The sequence below is a fragment of the Propionicimonas sp. genome, assembly GCF_049840635.1.
Lineage (GTDB): Bacteria > Actinomycetota > Actinomycetes > Propionibacteriales > Propionibacteriaceae > Propionicimonas.
The window spans coordinates 2123273-2143013 of record NZ_JASGKL010000005.1 but is presented as its reverse complement, the minus strand read 5'-3'; the positions used below and the strand labels follow the sequence as shown (position 1 = coordinate 2143013).

Below are 19741 nucleotides of genomic sequence, written 5' to 3'. Positions count from 1 at the left end.
TCTCCTTTCTATCGTCGAGTCGCCAGGACGCCGGCGAGATTGGTGGGGTTGTCCTCGGGTGTGGTCTGGACGACGACCGGAACACCGGTGTCCACGACCTTCTGCAGGCTCGCGGCCTCTTCGGGATACAGATAGAGGTTCGGGCCATAGCTCGGACGTGGAGCGTTGTCGACACGGTTGGCCGTCCGCCCGTAGTTGCCGACGTTGATCCTGGCGATGTCCGGGACGCGGGAGGCTACGGCCAGCAGGTCTTCCGGCGTCGCGACGACCACAAGGATGCTGAGCTTGCCGGCACGCGGATCAGACAGAAGCGTGATCGCGTCCTCCACGCTACGAATCGCGACCTTCGCCGTCGGCGGGGCGGCCATCAGTAACGATTGCTGAATCAGCTCGCTCCTCGCGGCATCGTCATTGGCCACCACGATCCGATCCACCGCCAGGTGCCGCGACCACTTGATCGCGACCTGGCCGTGGATCAGTCGCTCGTCGAGCCTGACCATCTTGATCATTCGTTCTCCTACTCGTCGAAGAAGTCCTGACCAGCGTCCACAGGCGCCTCATCGAGGAGGACGACGCGAAGCTGGTCTCGGGATTGCTCGACCAGCTCACGAATTCGCTGATCGGCAACCGGAGCGGGCTCGAGGGCGATCGCGAGCACGAACGCCAGGTTGACGCCCGACACAAGGGTGGTGTTTGGACGATCGAGGTAGGCGCAGAGCGCGGTGTTGACGCTTCCGCCGTACAGGTCGGACATGAGCACCACCTGGTCGGCCGCTTGCACCGTTGCGTAGAAGGCGTCGACCGCATCAGCGACCGTCGTGTCGTCCAGGTACGCGTCGTAGGTGGTAACTGCACGCTGCGAGCCGAGGAGGACCTCGACGGCTCCGAGAAGTCCAGAGGCGAATCGCCCGTGGGACCCGATGAACAGCCGCAGCACTTCCAGATTCCCTCTCCGTTGATGGGTTGCCTCGTGGGCGAGGACGAATCTACGACGTCCCCGGCTGCACTTGAACGTCATCGGATGCGGAGCCGAAAGTGCATTGCACCCGCCTGCACCATGTCAGGTGCAAGGGAGGATGTGTGGCAGTGCGCGGCGAATCCCGCAGGATTGCCGGCCGTGGTGGCGGAGTCGTTCGAGGCCGGATGCGGCCCTTCTTGACCAACGGCCCTGCAGGGCGCACGCAACGCACCTCGGTTGGGTCGGAGTCGTCCGCGGGTTCGCCAGGTCGGTCAGGCGCGACCCGATCCTGTCGATGCCCGGAAGTGGGTCCAGTTGAGACGTGAACTACGACTCAACTCTCGAACGCTCCTCCCGCGGACCTCGCGGTCGGAGCGTTTCCCGTAGTCAAGTGGCGGAGGATACGAGATTCGAACTCGACGGCGGGCTCGTTGCGATCCCCTAATCGGGGGCGTAAACTGGCCTCTGACTAGGTCTTTTACCCGTCGGTTGCGCGGGAGAGCCTAGCTCTTCATAGGTATGCAGACGGACTTTCGGGGCACTTTCGGGGCACGGAACGCTGGTCCTGAGCGCGCCGGAGGATACGAGATGCGCGAATCGCGGTGGTAACAGGTGGTTGAAAGCAGGCGAAACTGGGGCAAGGTCCGCAAGACGCGGTCCGGCCGCTTTCAGGCGTCCTACGTTCACGGAGGCGTCTGGGGTGTTACTGAGGGAACGCGCTTCACGGCCCTGTCGACGTTCGACACCAGTGGCGACGCGTGGGCTTGGCTGGGCCGGGAGCGCGAGCTGATCGACCGGGGCACCTGGACTCCCCCGTTCGAGCGATACCAGCAGCTGGAGCAGGAGCGCATCGAGGCCGAGCGGGCCAGGCGAGCCGCTGAGGCGCTGCCGACCATCGAAGTGTACGGCCGGCAGTATGTCGAACGCGACGACCTCTCCGCCGGCACCCGCGAGCGGTACCGGGGCCTCCTGAAGCACTACATCCTGGGAGAACCCGCCACCTCGAACCGCCGGGGGATGACCAAAGGCGCGTCCGTCGTGCAGCATGGCCTCGGCGACATCCGGGTCACCGAACTCACCCGTGGCCACGTCCGCGCTTGGTGGCAGAACATGCCGGTGAAGACCCGGGAGTCATCCTGCCGGCAGGCCTACGACCTACTGCGGGCGATCATGAACGCCGCCGTCGAGGAGGAACTCATTGACAACAACCCGGTGAAGGTGAAGGCCGCTGCCCAGGCCCAGGTGTCTCGCGAACGCGACTTGGCGCCCCTACCAATACCTGTGCTGTACCGGGTCGCCGATGCGATGCCCGAGCGTCTGCGGCTCGGCGTGCTCCTCGGCGGCGTGCTTGGCCTCCGCTCCGGCGAGGTCCGTGCCCTGCAACGGCGCGACTTCAGCCTCGGGGGCAACATACCGACCGTCACCGTGACACGCGCGGTGAAGGAGGCCGAGGGCAAGGTCGAGATTGGTGCGCTGAAGACCGCGCGCAACGGAATCGCCTCACGCACTCTCCCCATCCCCGCAGCACTCCTGGATGCCGTGAAGGTCCATCTGCGAGACCACACCCAGATCGGACGTTCTGGCTTGCTGTTCTGGCGCGCATCCGACGGTGATCCGATCCGCTCCGCGGCCTGGCTCAAGATCTTCAAGAAGGCGTGCGCCCAAGTTGCATCCGATCTCGAAGCCGAGGCGATCAAGCTGACCGCTGCGACTGGCGAACCCGAAAGCGACGAGTCCCAGCGCATCCGCGAACTCCTCACGGACCAGGGCGGCTACATCTTTCACGGCACCCGAGTCACCGGCCTCACCTGGAGCTACCGGCTTTCCGGCGGCAACCTCAAGGCCGTCCAGGCCATCGGAGGGCACACATCGTCCAAGACCGCGCTGCGCTACCAGCGGGCCGACGTCGACTACCTGGCGGCCATTGCGGCGAACGTCTCCAAAATGATCGAGAACACTGCTGAATCGTGATCTCCAACGAGACCGGCTGAAAGAAGTGAGCCCGCACAGTCAGCTTGAGACAGAGCGCATCTTCGTGGCTAGGGGAAACGCGTTGTCGGAACCCTCGCCGTTCCGCTCGACACGCTGGCCTAAGCGGGATCCTAGGGCGCACATCCTCTGCCGGCAGCAGCCACGTGATCCGGTTCAGGCGCGCCGTGTTGACTACCCGACGGTGACCCGGCCAGCCTCGCGCCAGATAACGAACGCCGGCACACCCTCAACGAACCGCGGCCACATCAGCACTGCGATGACCATGTCGCGGAGCGGGTAGCCCTTTCCGGTCGGGCTTCGCGGATGGCCCACCGCGTTGAGCGGTGCAGGGTGGAGCGGTTCGCCGCACTCTCCCGTCCTTCGAAAGGCACACACGGGCGGGATCATTGCATGTCCGGCGCGAAGGAGCTCCCGCTTGGACTAGCGTTCAGGCGAGTGGGGACTCGGGGCCTGTATCAAGGGGCCCGTGAGAGCAGATCGAAAGGAGGCGGTGCATGGCCGACCCAGCTAGCCAGGACATTGCCGCTGCGCTCGCCAGCTACTTCTTCGGAGGCAGCGGACCTTCTCACTCGAAGCTGACCACCATCTTCATGAGCGCCAGGCTTGGGGACGTGGCGCCAAACGCCGGCGGTTCCATGACGGACGGGCCGAACAAGGAAGCCCGCGTTCAGCGGACTGTCATGGCGGCCGTCCGCCACCCCGAGGCCGCGAGGCCGCTGGTAGACGGCCTCCTCTCGGCACTTCGCACGTCCGGTGCGTTCGATCGAGATTCTCCCGGCTACGACGGCGGCAAGCTTCGAACGCTTCGGAGAGCATTCGATCGACAGGGGTGGCTGTTGAGCGACGACGGCGATCTCTCGCCGATCGGCGAGATCAACGTGTCAACCGGCGGCCGGAGCGCCCTCGAGGAGCAGCTGAGCCGGCTTCGGCAGAACACCTCCGATGCGGGCGCGCTATTGGGGACCGCAAAGGACATGCTTGAAGCAACGGCGAAGTTGATCCTTCAGGAATTGGACGTTGAGTACACGGAGAAGATGAGTTTCGACGAGTTGTGGCACCACGCTCGCGAGAGGCTCGGAATCCTCCCGCAGCAGGTTGCTCAGGACGTCCCTGGTGCAGCATCCATAAAGACCATCGTGCAATCCGCTTGGACTATCGCGCACCAAGTCAACGTTCTACGCGGGCTCCAAGGCTCCGGCCATGGCAGAGCGCTCCCAACAGGCGTCTCGGCCACACAGGCGCTGTTCGTCGTACGCGAAGCTTGCAGCATGGCGGAGTTTGCTCTGGCGACCCTGGATTGGCAGATGGGCCGGACATAGCCAAGACTGCTCCGAGGGCATCACGAACCCACTCGCTAGAAGGTCCATCCAATGGGTGGAGGTCGGAGTCACCCGCTTGCACCTCGGCTGCGCCCCGCTTGTGGGCTTGGCTTGATCGGCGCGGGAGACCCGTCCGGAGCCGAGGATGTCGCGACGGTGCGAAGCGATACGCTTCGACTAGCAGAGCTCCGCTCTGTTGACCACAAAGCCGTCGAGGGCTGGCTTCAGCCAGCGAACATGAGGTGCACATGACGCCCGCCCTGGCCACCGAGCGTGACGCTTGCGCCGAAGTGCTCAGGCAACGACTGGAAGATCGGACGCGTCACGACCCGAGCTTCTGGGATTTCGAGGACTCACCTCGCCGCGGCGGCGGTCATGCCTTCTTCCAATATCCGGCGATGATGGTCCCCGAATTACAGGGCGCCCTCCTCGATGATCTCCTCGCAGTCCAACCTAACGTCAAGTCTGTTTTCGACCCGTTCATGGGCTCGGGCACGGTCCTGCTGGAGTCCATATACCGGGGACTTGATTTCTTCGGCGTCGACATCAATCCGATGGCGGTTCTGCTGAGCCACGTGAAGGCGGCACCGCCGTCCATCGAATCGGCAACGCGGGCCGTTGCAGCTACCGTAGATCGTGCCAAGAAGTCGGACGCGCCCGACTTCGACTTTCCAAATATCCAGAAGTGGTTCACGCCGTCCGTCCGTTCTGAGTTGTCCAGACTTCGCCAGGCCATTATGCGGGAGCCCGAGCTAGAGATTCGCCGATTCCTCTGGGTTTGCATGGCGGAAACAATCAGGCTGGTATCAAGTTCGCGCACGTCTACTGTAAAGCTACACGCCTACTCCGCCGAGCAATTGGCCGCTCGCAAGCCGGAGGCGATGTCGACTTTCGCATCTATCGGTATGGCGAACTCACATCGAGCAGGAGACCACTGGGAGCGCGTGTCAACGCGGAGTGGCAGCGAGGTTCGCTCGCCTGAGGTCACGCTTCAGCGCGCGTCAATCCTCAGCGACATAGTTGGCCCGTCAGTGGTGGATGCCATCATGTCGTCCCCCCCATACGGTGACAACCACACCACCGTTACCTACGGCCAACACAGCTACCTGCCGCTGCGTTGGATCAACGAGCGCGACTTGGTCGGGACTCTGGAGCCTTCACTACTGGCCTCCACGGGTCGCATCGATCACCTGAGTCTTGGCGGCTCTTTGCTTGGCGCGTTGGGGAGTCGGGCAGATCTCGAAGCGAAGTCGCCAACTCTCGCCACATTCTTGCCGAAGATTGAGGGCCGACCAGATCTCATCAAAAAGGTCCTTTCCTTCTCGCGGGACTACGACTTGGCGCTTTCGCGAGCCTCAGCACCTTTGAGGATTGGGGGTTTCAGCTTCTGGACGCTCGCCGAACGGAGAGTCGGAGGCGAGCAGGTTCCGCTGATCCTGATCACTGAAGAGCTACTCGCTCAGCACGGGCAGGAGAAGGTGCATCTGATCACTCGTCGCCTCCCATTGAAGCGCAAGCGGATGGCTGGAACGAACAGTATCGGTAGCACGATGAGCCGTGAGTACGTGCTGGTGACCGCGAAAGTCCGCTAGCTCGCCGGACGCTCGCGGCTGATTCCGTCGACCACGTCCGGTTCGAATGCAGGGCGGCCCTGGAAGGCCGTCGCCAAATCGGCAAGACGTGCCGCGTACTCGTTTCGGACGCGGCCGATTCGTCGGATGCCGTAGATGATGGCGCGCGGGCTCTCTGTATGGACAACGGCGGTGACGCCGGCACGCGCATCAGCGCTCGCGCCCGCCAGAGACGCACCGATGTGTCTCAACCAGTCCTCTCTTTGGTCCATCTCCGCCATGGCCACTTCAGCCGCCGCGTACTTCTCGATGACCTTGCCTGCGCGGACCGAAAGTTGTTCGAGTCGCGGCACCAACCCCGGTGCCAGCGGTCTCGGTTCACTGACCGTCGCCGGGATGACGGCTCTCCCGTCTGGATTGAAGACAGTGGCGTCCACCGCGTCGATCGGGACAGTGATGCGTTTCTTGAAGCGGACCGACCAGACATCAGTTCCGCCGGACTGCAGGTATCCCACCTCACGCTTGGGGTACAGAAACGCCTCCTCATCCTCGCCTGCCTGGGCACGCTCCGGCGTGATCTCGTGGAGCACGACAGACAGGATTTCGGGTTCCCGACGCCCAGACGACCGCACCGTCAGGTCGCATGCTTGGCCAAGTAGCACATAGTGGCGCGCGGCCGGCACCGATGCACCTTTGCCGGCGGGGTAGAGGGACTCAACGATGAAGATGTCGCCGATCTCAATCGGGAGCCCCAGGGAAGATACGAAGCCATCGGGCAAGAACCGGTCCTCACGCAGCGTCTCGCGTATCTGCTCTTCATCGCGCTGCGCGTTCTTGTACGCCTCAACCCCACCGGCCCGGATCGAGCTAAGGTGCTTGTCGGCGAAGCCCTGGCCCCTCACCTCGAGCGAAAGCGTCTCGGCATACGCACGTTGAGCGGCACGCAGCGGGTGCTCAAGTTCGAACAAGCCTTCCTTGCGGGCCGCCGCCATCGCTTCGATGAGTACGTAGTCGTTGAGCGCTTCGAAGCTCTCCCGCGCACGCGCTGAGGCACTGTCGAGGGCGCTCATCGCCAAGTCCCGATAGGCCGAGATCTCCCGGACTAGCAGTAGCGCTCGCAGGCCCGCTGGCAGAGTGGTCACCTTGGACGTGCGAAACTTCCCAATGGCGGCGATTCGCGTCGCTTGATCCCCAAACCGTCCGCGAAGCTGATTCGTTAGGTCGGTCTCCCCTTCCTCGTTTGTGGCTGATTGTGTGAGAAGACCTGCCCAGACGTTGTCGCCAGCGGCAGCCAGGATATCGCCGAGGAGGACCTCTCCAGAGGTCGCGTCACCGCCTTCGCGAGTGAAGGAGCGGTCTACAAGGACTAGGTACTTGTTCGATCGCTCCTTAAGGGTGGCCTCCTGCACACCCCTCCATTCTGCCATCGACAAGGGGCGATACTCCGCAACCCCATCGAAGAGGCGCCGAAGCACTTCACGCGACTGGAGATCATTCGCTATCGACTCGGCCGGCAGTTGGTCCTGCCGATCCTGCAGGAGGTTGTCGTAGAGTTGACCCAGCTTGGTCTGCAGCGGAGCAGCGAAGCCAGACCAACCGGCATTGATGAAGTCGGCCACACTCGATGGATCCTCAGAGTCAACGTCACCAAAGCCCTCGGCTCCCTGCCCATCGTGCAGGACCTGGATCACTGCCCTAGATAGTTCTTCCGAGCCGGCCATCGCCTCGGTGATCTGCTCGGCAGCGACTGCCTGACTGCCTGGTGCGTTGAGATCGTCGATAGAGATCACGATTGTCACGCCGATCGCGCTCAGCAGGTCGCCTATCCGCTTCTTGGTGGCGTCAATATCCTGCTGACTGATGGCCGGTTCCGCCGCAGTCCCCGGAAGATCCGACCCGTCGACAGAACACAACTCATCCATGACGATCCTCAAGCGTGTCTTCGGTTCGAACGGCTGTCAGATCCACCACAAAGGTGTTGGGGTGTCCTGCTTCGTTCAACGAGCTTCCCAGATGAATGCTGCAGCCCTCTGAGTCGAGAAGCTGACTCACGACAAACAGCCCGAGTCCGCGGCCGTCACTTCCGGGCTTGGTGGTTACGAAAGGCTCAAATAAGGTGTCGACCACTCGCGGCTCGACACCCGGGCCGTTGTCCGTGATCAAGATACGCGGCGCGTCGATCGTGATCGCGACCGAACCGGCGTGCAGCCGACCTACCTGAATCTCGCGGGTTAACCAATACTCGCTGTTTCTGACCAGATTGTCGATGATCTGCATGAACTTGCCCTCGTTCATCCTGATAGCGAAGTCTCCTCGAACATCCGTCCTCAGCTGGATTCCGGACCTCTCGAGCCGCGGTAGATGGTAGTCCACGGCGCTCACCACAAGAGCTGAGACCACATGTACCTTGCGTGTCTCACGACGGAACCGCAACGAGGGATTGAGACGACTCACTTGGCGTGACATCTCCGAAGCGGAGGCTCGAACGTGTTCGACAAAGCCGATGACGCGCGGGTCGCGCTCGGGTCTGCTGCGGAGATACTCAAGAATCTGGTGGCTCCGCCCCCGCAGGCGGTCAGCGATCTGGTCAACCTCGTGCGCCAGTACTTCAGCGCCCAAGCCCAGCGCGACGGATTCCCAAGCTCGCTCTATCTGCTCCTCGGCCACCGAGAGTTTCTCGCGAAGCAACTCCGCGGCGCCGACAAGGTCTTCGAAGGTAGCCACAACCTGCTCGACCTGTTCGAGGGCCGACTCAGTCTGTGCTTGGACTGAACTTATGTCCGCGACAGCCTTCTCTGTAGCTGCCACTAGAGCAGGATCAGTCCAAATCCCATCATTTGCGCGCTTATGCGATTCTTGTAGTTCCGTAACGACCCCCGCAAGCCGGGATACAGACTCACGAACCGTGCGCGCCCTTACCTTTACTTCCTGGGCGTGACCCGCGCGTGTCGCAATTAGCTCGGAGATTTCCGTTGGAGTCGCCGCGGGATCGATTTGAGTTGGAGTCAAACGCTCTCTCTGATAGACCAGCCAATTGCGGCGCACAAACTCTCGCGTGTCCGCCGCGAACCTGACTACCGCACGCATTAGATCGTAGAAACCGCGCCAAGCTAGTGTATCTGTGAATGCCTCCCGGCTCGATGTTTCCTCGAGAACCGCGTTGTCACGTGCCGAGAGGTTCACGTACCCGGCGGTGTTCTTGGGTCGGAGCCCGTAGAATGAACCTCCGTGAGTTTGTTGCGCCGAGAGTCCCAGCCAGTCATCGTCTAGGCGTATCCCAAATCCGTCTCGAAAGACTCGAATTCCCGAGAGTTGCTTGGCAAAGTCCCTCAGCTCACTCGCGCTATCCAGCGCGGAGTCCTCATCGCGATCGTAGCTGAACGCGCTGATCTGGCCTTGAAACGGCCCCGGATCGGCAACCGTGCGACCCTTCTCAGCGGCTCCGTGAAGAGTCACCGAGCGCGAGAACAGTAAGAAATACGTGTCGTCACCAAGTTGTGCGCCCACTCCCCTGGCCTGCGCCCTCCTTGCGCTCAACAACCACTCGGCAAACGCGAAACCGTTGTCTGGAGCGACTAGCTGCTCATAGACACGGCGCTCAGCAGCGTTTCGCCCGCGCAGTTCCGTGCTTCTCAACAGAGCGGTGATTGCAATGGCGCCACGCTCGTATGAGAAATTGAACAGATTTGGTGCGATCGCCAGTAAGCGGCGAGCCTCCTCACGTGTATCGACCTCGGCGTTGTTGATCTTCACGAAGACACGCAGACCGGCCGCGTTCTCGTAGGGAGAGAGGATCGAAGCAAGCTGCTTCTGAAGATCCAACTCGCCGCGACCCTCCCAGTAGTCGACATTGCGAAGGCCAAGGACGTCTACGGCAGTTCCGGCCTTGTTTGCGTTTCGGATCGGCTTCACGTCGAGAGGGACCGACGTGAGGGTCCTGGCGCCCTCGAAGCGATACCAGTCGACCGTAACCTCGTATGCTTCGAAGCCGTCGCGCTCACCAACCCTTGCAGTCTCTAGCCTCACTACTCGGCCAAGGCGCTGAACGCCCAGCCGCCCCAAGCCTTTGTCTCCGAGCGGGGTGCGCCCGCGCGAAGTGACTGCACCCGTGGCCTTGAAGTCGCGCTTCTCGCTGTTGGAGACAGTGAGCCAACCGTTCTTGATAGTTTCGATGCTCATCCCCACGCCGTCATCCTGAACGCGGAGCCGTCCTTGCACCGCACCCTCCGGTGCCGCGGAGCCCTTAGGGACTGGCTCGCCCGTGGCGATGTCGAACCATCCTTGGGTATCTATGTCGACTCGCACCGTGCTGGCGTCGGCGTCGTAGGCGTTCTTGATGAGTTCGACCAGCGCCTGCGCGTCATCGGTAATCAGGTCTTGGCCGAGCTTGAAGAGAACGGATGGATGGACGTCGAAGTGCATGACTCCCGTCGCAGTGTCCGCTGCCCCCTGCGCGCCCAACGGTTCAGGCACGGTCCACCTTTCTGATCCAGCTGATGGCTCGGCTCATCCTTCCATATCCGCTGACGGTGGACTGCGTTGCGCGCCCAGCTCGGGTGCGGCCTGTTAGGCGTGAAGGAGCCGGGCCGGTCTAGGCGCCCTAGCTCAATAGTGCTCGGCGATGTAGGCGTAGGCGCGCTCGAAGAGACCTGGGACTGTGTGCAGTCCGTAGGTGCGCAGGGTGTTGCGGACTTCGCGGCGGACGGCTCGGTCGCCCTTCTGCGTGGAGGCCCAGCCGCTGTTGCCGGCGGTGACTTCCTTGACGATGGCATCGACCTCGGCCACGACCCGCTCGATCAGCACGGGCGTGTCCGGCGGAGCGCACTCGCGGAGTATCTGCGTCAACGCGAACACGTTCGGGTCGGGCAGCAGGTCCAGCCCATCGACCCCAGCCTCGTCTTCTGCCTTCTCCGCGGCTCGCAGGTCCCGAGCGACGGAGAACGCATCCCGAAGCCAGTCGATCGACTGCTGCGCGTCGGCGATCGTCCGCGCTCGAAGGTCTTCCAGCCGCTCGGCCAGCGACCGGTAGATCGGGTGGTTCCCGTTCGGACCCTGAAGGCGCTTCTTCAACCGCGCATAGATCGTGTCCAGCACCTCGGCCGCCGTCTTGTGCTCCACGTCCTCGATGCCCGGCAGCAGCCCTTCTTCTTCCAGGCGGTGGATCGTGTCCGCGTCCGCCACCACGACCGCGTCGGTGTGGGTCACCTTGACGTCGGTCATGTGCTCGAACACGATGTCGAGCGTCTTCGTTCCGAGCCGTTGCCAGACCAGGTCCGCCCGCGGCCCGATCGGCGCGATGGACGCGTAGATCTTCGCCAGGAACCGGTACGCCGACTGGTGCGGCGCCAGCCGCAGGTGCGGCGCGCACGCCTCCCAGATGCCCTCCAGCATCAGGAAGCTCGTCACGAATGCCTCCCTGTCGGCGTCCTTCGCGATTCGCTGCTGCGCCTCCAGGAGTGTGGTCGAGCCGATTAGCGTGTGGTCGATCCCGGCGAACCAGCGCATCGTCGCCACCAGCTCGGCCTCGAACTGGTCGATCAGCCCGTCCACCTCGATGCTGCGCGGGTCCTGGTCGCCGTTCGCCGGCGCCATCGCCCGCGCGAACCCGGACCCCAGGCCCACGTAGTCGACGATCAGCCCGTACCGCTTCTCCTGCCCGGTGGACGGGTTGCGCCACGTCCGGTTCGTCCGCGTGATTGTCTGGAAGAGGGTGTGGTCCTTCATCGGCTTGTCCAGGTACAACGCCCCCTCGATCGGCGCATTGAACCCCGTGCCGAGCCGGGCGGTGACGACAAGGAACTTCAGCGGGTCGCCGTGCGTCCGGAACCGCCTCAGCAGCTCCGCCTCCTCCGACTCCGTCCGCCGATGGACGGACCACGCCTCGTCCTCGTCCTTGCCGCCCGTGACGCTCATCACCACCGCCGCCTCGTCCAGCGGCTTCCCCGCCGCGTGCCGCAACGAAAGCAGCTCAGCGAGCCGCGCCTTGTAGGCCACGCACGCCGCCCGGTCGTAGACGACGATCTGCGCCTTCTCGCCTAGCGGGTCGACCGTGGAGTAGAAGTGGTCGACGATGTCGGTGCACACCGCGTCGATGCGGGACGGGTTGGCGAAGATCACGTCCACCCGCGAACCACGCCGAGCCAGCACCTCCGCCTGGTCGTCATCCAGGTTCTCGGCGACCTTCAACTCCTCGAACGCCTCGTCCACGGCGGCCTTGTCGAGCTGGAACGTGACCAGCCGCGGGTCCACATGAATGGGCACGGTCATGCCGTCGGCGATCGACTGGTCGGACGTGTAGGCATGCAGCGTCCGCTTCGGGTCCTCGTCGTCGCCGAACGTGGCGAACGTGTTCCGGTCGAGCTCGGCGATCGGCGTCCCTGTGAACGCGAAGAACAACGCGTTCGGCAGCGCGGCCCGCATCGTCAGGCCAAGGTTGCCCTCCTGAGTGCGGTGCGCCTCATCGACCAGGACGACGACATTGCTGCGCGTGTTCAGGTCGGCGGCCGCGCCGGCGAACTTGTGGACGGTCGTGAACACCAGCCCGCGCCGATCCTGGTGTCCCAGCATCTCGTGCAACTGCCTCGCCGTGGACGGAGCCAGCAGCCGCGGCATGTTCGTCGTCCGGAACTGGTCCCAGGCGTTGCGCACCAGCTCGATCCGATCTGCGACAAAGACGATCGTCGGGTTGGCGAGCGCTGGATCCTGCAGCAGTTGGCCGGCTGCGAACACCATCGCCAGCGTCTTGCCCGACCCCTGCGTGTGGTAGATCAGACCTCGCCGCGACTGGCCGGCGTGCGCGCGGGCGATCATCAGCTCGACGGCGTCGAACTGCATGTAGCGGGCGATCAGCTTCCTCAACGAGGCCACCCCGGAGTTGTCGTCCGGCGTCTCGAACAACGTGTAGGACGACAACAGCTTCAACACCGACGCCGGGGCCAGCAGCCACCGCGCAGGCTCCAGCACGTCTGCGAGTAGCGGATGCTCCTTCGCCGGCCCGGCCGTCATCCAGTGCTCAACCGGCGCGCCGGTGGCCCCGTACATCAGCTCGCGGCCCTCGGTGGCGAAGCTGAACACGTTCGTGGTGAAGAACGGCGCGTACTTCGCCTCGTAGTGCTCGACCACCTCGTTCGCCGCGGTCAGCCAGGACACCTTCTGCCTGAACGCGGTCTTGGTCTCGCCGACCACCAGCGGCAGCCCGTTCACGAACAGGACGATGTCGAACCGCGCCTTCGCTCCCGGCGCGCCGTAGCCCACCTCGTCGGACACCATGAACCGGTTGTTCGACAGATCCTCGAAGTCGATCAGCCGGACGGGACGGAAGCTGTCCGTGCCCACGAACTTGTGGGCGTGCAGGCCGCGGAGCCACCCGGTGGCGTCCTTGTTGGTCTCCACCAGCCCGTCGTCGTCCACCGAGAACGTGAGGTTGCGCAGCTGCTTGACGATCTCGGACGCCCGGGACGGCTCGTCCGCAACATCAGGATTCAGCCGGGCCAGCGCGGCCGCGACCTCCGACTCGACGAAGACCTGTTCGTGCTCGCGGTCCAGCTCCTTGCCCGGGACGTAGGTCCAGCCCAGCCGCACCAGCTCCTCGACCAGCGGCTGCTGCACCGAGTTGTGCTCGTTCATCCCGGGCATCGACCTCAGCCCTCCGCCTCGTCGTCCAGCACCCACGCCTGCTTCAACGGCAACGTTGCCCGCGTTGCCTCCGATAAGCGGGGATAGGTCTCGAACAGCTTCTCCAGAAGCACCTCGGAGTCCCACACCTGGATCGTGCTGCGCAGGTCCAGCCACTCCTTGCGGGCGGGCGAATTCAGGCCACCCATGGCGACCAGCAGGCCCTGGGTCGCGCTCGTGCGGCCGATCGCACTGTGCAGGCCGCGGACCACGAACACGTCGACCGGACTCGGCTGGGACTTCACCTCGACGATGGTCAGGGTGTCCAGCCCGAGCGGACCACGGCCGGCGCGGATGTCGATGCCACCGTCCGGCCCGGGCGGGGACACCTCGCATCCATAGCCGAGCGCGGTGAGGATGTCGGCGACCAGCTGGGTAAGCTTGTGGCCGCCGAAGCTCTCCACGATCCGGGTTCGGATGCGATCGCGAATCGCGTCCAGCGTCGGGACGGCCGGCGGATCGCTGACGGCGTCGGCCTCGGAGGACGGGGACGGCGGCGGAAAGGACGCGCCGGTCAGGCCCGGGTCGGACCCTCGCGCCCAGACCTGCTCCAGCCGCGCGATTGCGCCGTTCCGGGACGGGGCGAAGACCGTCATCATCCCGTTCAGGGTCGCCAATAGATCATCCTTGAGAACGGTCTTCGACACCGGCTCGGGCTGCCACTCCACCGGCAGGAAGTGCCGCCGGTTCTGATCCGCGGATGCGTCGTAGCCGTAGCGGCCCCCACAGCGGCCCAGGGCCACGTAGCCCTGCCGGCTCTTCAGGGGCATCACCAGTAGGTCTCCGGGCTGGATCGAGTGCCGGAACGCCCACAACTGGCCCGTCTGCATGCCGCGACTCTGGGCCGAGTTGCCGGCGTACGCGCCGTCGACCAAGACCTGGACGTCACCTCGCGATGAACAACCAGCCAGGTCACCGATCGGCGCCCACCCGATCGTGGCCCGTCCGCGCTCCAGATTCCACTGCTCATGCTCGCCGCGGCTGCCGCCCCGGACCACCCACGCGCTCGTCATGACGCTTCCTCCATCAGCTCGTCGTAGGAATCGGGGATCTCATGCTCGCTGGACAGAAGCACAGCGAGGACGCGTGCGCGTAGATCCTTTAGCCTGGCTACCGCTTCGCATTGCAGGAACTGGAAAGTCCCGAGCTCTCGAAGCGGCCTGGTATACGCATCCTGCTGCGCTCGATCAGGCAAGGGCACTCGAAGCCGTGCGAACCCAGACTTGTTGATCTTCCGCATCGACTCGCTTGTACCGCTGGCGCTGGACGTGATTGCCGCCCGTAGTTGCGTCGACGAAAGAACCTGCTCGAGGTAGTCAGCACTCACGAGCTGCTCATCCGGCACCAGTCGCCAGACCAGATCGGGCAAGAACGTGTCGCTCGGAACGCCACGGGCCACGCACACATATCCGACGCGATCCGGCGTGTTGGACCGCGTGATCAGCAGGTCGCCCTCCCGAAGTCGAGCTCGCTCAGGGAGCTTCGCAGCGCCGACATCCTTAGTTTCGGTTGGGTAGAACCGAGCCGGCCGCACTGCGGCGAGGGACAAGAGACTCACTCGATCTCCGTGCCCGTCGACCGGCTTGGTGCTCACACCGGACTCGATCGCCCGCAACAGATCGCCCAACTCGATCTCGTCGCCGTCAGGAAGCGCGCGTCGCATCGCAACAGCCATCCCAGCAGCGCACTCGGCTTCCCGTTCGCCGGCCGCGATGGCGTCGTCGAGTGCGCCGATCAGGTCCACGATGCGCCTCTGCTCGGAGACCGGCGGCATGGCAATTGTGAACGCCCGGAACCGCTCTTCCTTCCAGCGCAGCCGGCTCTTGGTCGTCCCGGTGCATTGACGATTGACCTCCTGCCACACCGACTCCTGCTGGAAGTTCAGGTACAGGTACTCGGGTAGCAGTCGTCTCGCGTCGACGTCGAAGACCGGAAACTCGTTGGAGACCACAGCTTCAGCATCTTCCGGGCCGATCAGCGCGAATGAGCCCTCGGTCGCGAACAGCCGGTTGTAGACGAACTGACCAGGTCGGACTCGAAACAGACGACTTGCTTTGATGTCACGCCCGGGCTTCGCGTCTCGCAGGAACGTTCCGGCCGCGTACCACTTCACGCCGAGATTTCGGTACTGAACATCTGGCTGCAGGTCGATCGACTCGATCGCCTGTTGCGTGACAGTCCCAAGAGGGGTGAGCGTCCACCCCTCACGCATCGAAGCCTGCGGCTCTCAGTTTGGCGTCCAGTGTGCGCTCGGCGGCGCGGAGGGCTTCACGGGCGTCCCGGTAGGCCACGAGGGCTGCTTCGACGTCGACCTCGGCGGTGTGGGCCGACTGCAGGTAGCGGCCGATCTTGAGGTCGTAGTCGTTGCCGGCGATCTCGTCCAGGTTCACCAAGCGGACGGCGACGCCCCCGTCTCCGTCCGTGTCCTCGCCGCGGGCGTAGGCAGCATGGATAGCCGCGATGTCTGCGTCGTCCATCGTGTTCTGGTTCTTGCCGGGCTTGAGCCGCTTGGAGGCGTCGATGAACAGCACCTTGCCCTGTCGCTCTGCGCTCTTGGTGTGGCGCCAGATGAGCAGGCAGACCGGGATGGAGGTGGAGTAGAACAGGTTGGGCGGCAGCCCGACGGCGGCTTCGAGGAGGTCCTTCTCGAGCAGGCAGCGGCGGATCTCGCCCTCCTTGCCGCCGCGGAACAGGACGCCGTGCGGCATGACCACGCCGACCCGTCCGGTGTCCTCCTTCATGGAGGCGACCATGTGCTGGATCCAGGCGAAGTCGCCGTTCTTCGCCGGCGGCACCGCGCACAGGACGCGTCCGTAGGGGTCTTTCTCCCGAAATTCCGGCGCCCCAGTTCTGCAGGCTGAACGGCGGATTGGCGATGACGACGTCGAACTTCTTCAGCCGGCCGCGTTCGGTGAACTTGGGTTCGCGGAAGGTGTCGCCGCGGCGGATCTCAAAGTCCTCAAGGCCGTGCAGGTAAAGGTTCATCTTGGCGATGGCCGAGGTGGTCAGGTTGATCTCCTGGCCGCGCAGCCGGAGCGAGTCGGGGTTGCCGCCGGCCTCGCGGACGGCGTTGACGGTCTCGACGAGCATGCCGCCGGAGCCGCAGGCCGGGTCGACGACCTCCTCGCCCGGCTGCGGGTCGAGGATCCTCACCAGCAGGTGCACGACGTGGCGCGGGGTGAAGAACTCGCCGGCCTTCTTGCCCGAGGCTTCGGCGAACTCCCGCAGCAGGTACTCGTAGGCATTGCCGAGGATGTCGCCGGAAACGTGGTCGGGGTCGAGCCGCAGCGGATGGAAGGTGTCCAGCAGGGCGGTCAGCGCGGATTCCGGCAGCCGGTCGGTGTTCCCCCACTGCACATCCCCAAAGACACCGGCCAGGTCGCGGTTGGCCTCCTGTATCCGGTCGAGGGCCTCACCGAGCTTCGCGCCGACGTTGACCGCGGTGTCGTGGACGTCGGCCCAGTGACAGGCGTTCGGCACGGTGAACGGCTGGTAGTCGGCGTACTCGATTTGCGGGGTGAGTTCGTCGCCCCACTCGGCGAGCGCCTGGGCGTGGCGGTAGTCCCAGTTGTCGCTGATCCACTTGAAGAACATCACCGGGAACACGTACGCCTTGTAGTCGCCGGCGTCGACCGGGCCACGGAGGGCGTTCGCGGCCGCCCAGAGCGCGCGCTCAAGGTCCGCCTGAGTGAGCCGACCATCGGTGCGACTGGCAACGCTCAACTCAAGGTCCTCTCCGACGGGGTTCACCTCACCGTATCCGGTGTTCCCGCCGGCAAGGTCGAAAGACGTAGCTGTGGTGCGAGAACTTGTCCAGCAGGCTGCTGGACAAAGTCCGTCATCAGGTCCCAGCGACGGGACGAGCTACTCGTCGACCTCATCGAACTCGATGGCGACGGCTCGCGTGATCGCGTCCTCTGAGGGGAGCGCCGCTTGCACGGAGGGCGATAGCTCGTACCGGGAGATTGCGATCGGTTGGGAGGTGCCTGCCAGCGCATACCTGACGACGGAGTCGTTCTTGTCAGCGACCAGCAGCATGCCCACGGTCGATTGATGCTGGGGACGACGCAGTCGATCCTCGACAAGGGCCACGTAGAAGCTGAGCTGGCCGGCATCGCGTGGGTCGAACTTCTTGGCCTTCAGTTCGATCACCACGTAGCGCAACTGTTCGACGTGAAAGAACAGCAGGTCGATGAAGTAGTCGTCTCCGTCCACCTCGAAGTGAACCTGCCGACCGACGAATGCGAATCCCGGGCCGAATTCGCGAAGCGTGTCGATGATGCGCTCCACCAGCCGCTTCTCGAGCTCCACCTCGCTGATGTCGTTGTCGACGGCCAGGAACCCGAGAGCGTAGGGGTCCTTGGTGATCTCCTGGGCAAGCTCTGAACCTGTCTGCCCGAGAGCGGCGACGTAGTTGGTGGGTGCGGCGCCTTGCCGGTCGTGCAGGTTGGTTGCGATCTGGTGCCCAAGCACGGCACGGGACCACCCGTGCGAGGCGGACTTGCCGGCGTACCAATCGCGCAGCGCGGGGTCGTCGACCTTGTCCAGGATGAGCGTCAGGTGGGTCCACGGGATTTGTCCAGCAGCCTGCTGGACAAATCGGTTGACATCCGGCCAGGCCTCCGCGACTCGCCTCATGTAGAACAGGTTCGCCCTGGAGAAGCCCTTCATCGTGGGGAACTCGGCCCTCAGATCGTCCGCGAGCTGGCCGACGATGTTGGCGCCCCAGGCTGCGTCGCGCTGGCGCTCGTTGAGCGTGTCCCCGATCTGCCAGTACAGCCGCAGCAGTTCAGTGTTCACTCTGCGCTGGGCCGTGTACCGGGACTGGTGGACCAAGCCCTTGATGCGGTCAAGGGTGGCGTCGTAGTTCGACGGGAGCACGATGGTCATGATCGCACGGTCGACCTTTCCTTCGAGCCCGGGACGAGGCAGAGCACCATCACCTGCCGCCGCGGGTCGCTGATCAACGTTCCACTCCTCGCCGAACCAAGTTCGCACCTGCATCGCGGCGCTGGACGGCACGAACGTCCGCAGCTCGGGTGGGCGGCCATCCCAGCGGCAAACGCCCCTGATCGGCACGATGAGCGGTGGCGTTGAGTGCCTTGACTGCCCGGTTCAGGGCTTCGTGGCCAGATTGTGCGGCCCTGGCGAGCGGCTCTCCTACGGTGATCCAGGCGGGGACGCGCTGCCATTTCCGGGCGTAGTCGACGGTTCCGGGGATGTGGCCGTGGATCCAGAGTTCGCGGCCGGCGACGAGCTTCGTCATGGTGGTGGTGTGGAGGAGGCCGACGGGCTGGATCAGGCCGAGGAGGTGGCGCATTGTGGCCAGGTCGGGTTTGGGTCCAGCGTCGATGGTCTCGCGGAGGTCGCGGGTCAGCCGTCTGAAGTCCTCGGTGCTTCCACCGAGCCGCAAGTTCGGTGGCCAGGTCGCTGCCGCCCGCCAAGCCTGCACCGCTTGGGCGAGCGTGTCGATCAGACCGTCGATCGCGTCGCGAGGCATCCCGGTGGCTCGGCCCTCGCGCACCACGGCGTCTCCGGCGAGGAGGGTGAGTAGGGCGAGGGTGCCGGCGGTGGCTTGCATGGTCCAGCCGGTGGCGCGGTGGCGGTCGTGGAGGATCTGCCAGGCTTCGTCGGCCCAGGTCACCACGGCACCTTCGATTCCTGGCGCGGCGGGGTTGGGAAGCCGGACGTGTTCGAAGGCGCTGGCTCTGTTCGCGGGAGGGATCATCGCCCATGGCTCGGTGAGGATGACGAGGTCGTTGAGTGATGTCATCAGCGAGTGCCTGGTGGAGGCGAGGGTCTGCTCGTTCAGGGTGCTTCTCGACCAGCGTGCGGTGAGGTGGAGGGAGGCGAGCAGGCTGGCCTCGAAGCGGACGGCCTCAGTGCCGACCAGCCCGAGGCTGAAGTAGTTGATGCCGGTGTCGGCCAGGACGTCACCGATGGCTCCCACCGTGCGTGAGATCTTCCACGAGATGTGGCGCGGGTGCGAGGTCGCCGGGTAGTTCCTTGCGCGGGCCGGTGGCTAGCGGTTTGAGGACTGCTTCGAGGCTGGCGTTGATCTTGTCCTTGCGTCCGCCGACCGGTAGAGCTGTGATCGCGCGCAGGGTTGGCCGGGCGAGGAGGAGCCAGCCGGCGACGTGGGACTGGACGGTGTCGTCGGGGCCCCGTCCGCGGAGCGTCCGCGCCTGATCGTCGAGGCGGCGGCTGAGTTCGCCGATGGTGGCCAT

The 19741-nt window shown here is 64.4% G+C and carries 14 protein-coding genes and 1 pseudogene; 3 read left to right on the top strand and 12 right to left on the bottom strand.

Annotated features, from left to right (window positions below; translation table 11 throughout):
* Positions 1-8: 8 nt before the first annotated feature.
* A complete protein-coding gene (locus tag QM779_RS15510) occupies positions 9-509 on the bottom strand; it encodes a PTS system mannose/fructose/N-acetylgalactosamine-transporter subunit IIB (protein ID WP_428536920.1) in 501 nt (166 codons plus the stop codon).
* 8 nt (positions 510-517) lie between these two features.
* Positions 518-937, bottom strand: coding sequence for a PTS sugar transporter subunit IIA (locus QM779_RS15505; protein ID WP_428536917.1), 420 nt, complete (start codon positions 935-937; stop codon positions 518-520).
* Between the two features lie 633 nt (positions 938-1570).
* Here QM779_RS15505 and QM779_RS15500 point away from each other — a divergent pair.
* From QM779_RS15500 to QM779_RS15490, 3 genes are all read left to right on the top strand, one after another.
* Positions 1571-2929 (top strand): tyrosine-type recombinase/integrase, encoded by a 1359-nt coding sequence (locus tag QM779_RS15500; protein ID WP_428536914.1) that lies wholly within the window; start codon positions 1571-1573, stop codon positions 2927-2929.
* Positions 2930-3444: 515 nt separating this feature from the next.
* Positions 3445-4269: an abortive infection family protein gene (locus QM779_RS15495; RefSeq protein WP_428536911.1), complete on the top strand. Its 825-nt coding sequence runs from the start codon at positions 3445-3447 to the stop codon at positions 4267-4269.
* A 248-nt stretch (positions 4270-4517) separates the two neighbouring features.
* A complete protein-coding gene (locus QM779_RS15490; protein ID WP_428536908.1) occupies positions 4518-5861 on the top strand; it encodes a hypothetical protein in 1344 nt (447 codons plus the stop codon).
* Here the strand turns inward: QM779_RS15490 and QM779_RS15485 are convergent.
* The 10 genes and pseudogenes from QM779_RS15485 to QM779_RS15440 form a co-directional block, all read right to left on the bottom strand.
* On the bottom strand, positions 5858-7774 hold the full coding sequence (locus QM779_RS15485) for a hypothetical protein (protein ID WP_428536905.1): 1917 nt from the start codon (positions 7772-7774) through the stop codon (positions 5858-5860). The two genes, QM779_RS15490 and QM779_RS15485, sit on opposite strands and share 4 nt — an antisense overlap.
* Positions 7755-10262 carry an ATP-binding protein gene (locus QM779_RS15480; RefSeq protein ID WP_428536902.1) on the bottom strand — a complete coding sequence of 836 codons (2508 nt, stop codon included), beginning with the start codon at positions 10260-10262 and terminating at the stop codon, positions 7755-7757. The genes QM779_RS15485 and QM779_RS15480 overlap by 20 nt, the downstream gene beginning before the upstream one ends.
* Before the next feature lie 183 nt (positions 10263-10445).
* Complete coding sequence (locus QM779_RS15475; protein WP_428536898.1) at positions 10446-13475, bottom strand: type I restriction endonuclease subunit R; 3030 nt, start codon at positions 13473-13475, stop codon at positions 10446-10448.
* Positions 13476-13480: 5 nt separating this feature from the next.
* Positions 13481-14527 carry a restriction endonuclease gene (locus QM779_RS15470; RefSeq protein WP_428536895.1) on the bottom strand — a complete coding sequence of 349 codons (1047 nt, stop codon included), beginning with the start codon at positions 14525-14527 and terminating at the stop codon, positions 13481-13483.
* Positions 14524-15726 (bottom strand): restriction endonuclease subunit S, encoded by a 1203-nt coding sequence (locus tag QM779_RS15465; protein ID WP_428536892.1) that lies wholly within the window; start codon positions 15724-15726, stop codon positions 14524-14526. Before QM779_RS15465 ends, QM779_RS15470 begins: the two co-directional genes overlap by 4 nt.
* Positions 15719-16384, bottom strand: coding sequence for an N-6 DNA methylase (locus tag QM779_RS15460; protein WP_428538465.1), 666 nt, complete (start codon positions 16382-16384; stop codon positions 15719-15721). The genes QM779_RS15465 and QM779_RS15460 overlap by 8 nt, the downstream gene beginning before the upstream one ends.
* A gap of 31 nt (positions 16385-16415) precedes the next feature.
* A pseudogene (locus QM779_RS15455) lies at positions 16416-17264 on the bottom strand (type I restriction-modification system subunit M); the annotation flags it as partial.
* A 114-nt stretch (positions 17265-17378) separates the two neighbouring features.
* Positions 17379-18404 (bottom strand): PDDEXK nuclease domain-containing protein, encoded by a 1026-nt coding sequence (locus tag QM779_RS15450; RefSeq protein ID WP_428536889.1) that lies wholly within the window; start codon positions 18402-18404, stop codon positions 17379-17381.
* Between the two features lie 73 nt (positions 18405-18477).
* Positions 18478-19464: a hypothetical protein gene (locus tag QM779_RS15445; protein ID WP_428536886.1), complete on the bottom strand. Its 987-nt coding sequence runs from the start codon at positions 19462-19464 to the stop codon at positions 18478-18480.
* Complete coding sequence (locus QM779_RS15440) at positions 19448-19741, bottom strand: hypothetical protein (protein WP_428536883.1); 294 nt, start codon at positions 19739-19741, stop codon at positions 19448-19450. Before QM779_RS15440 ends, QM779_RS15445 begins: the two co-directional genes overlap by 17 nt.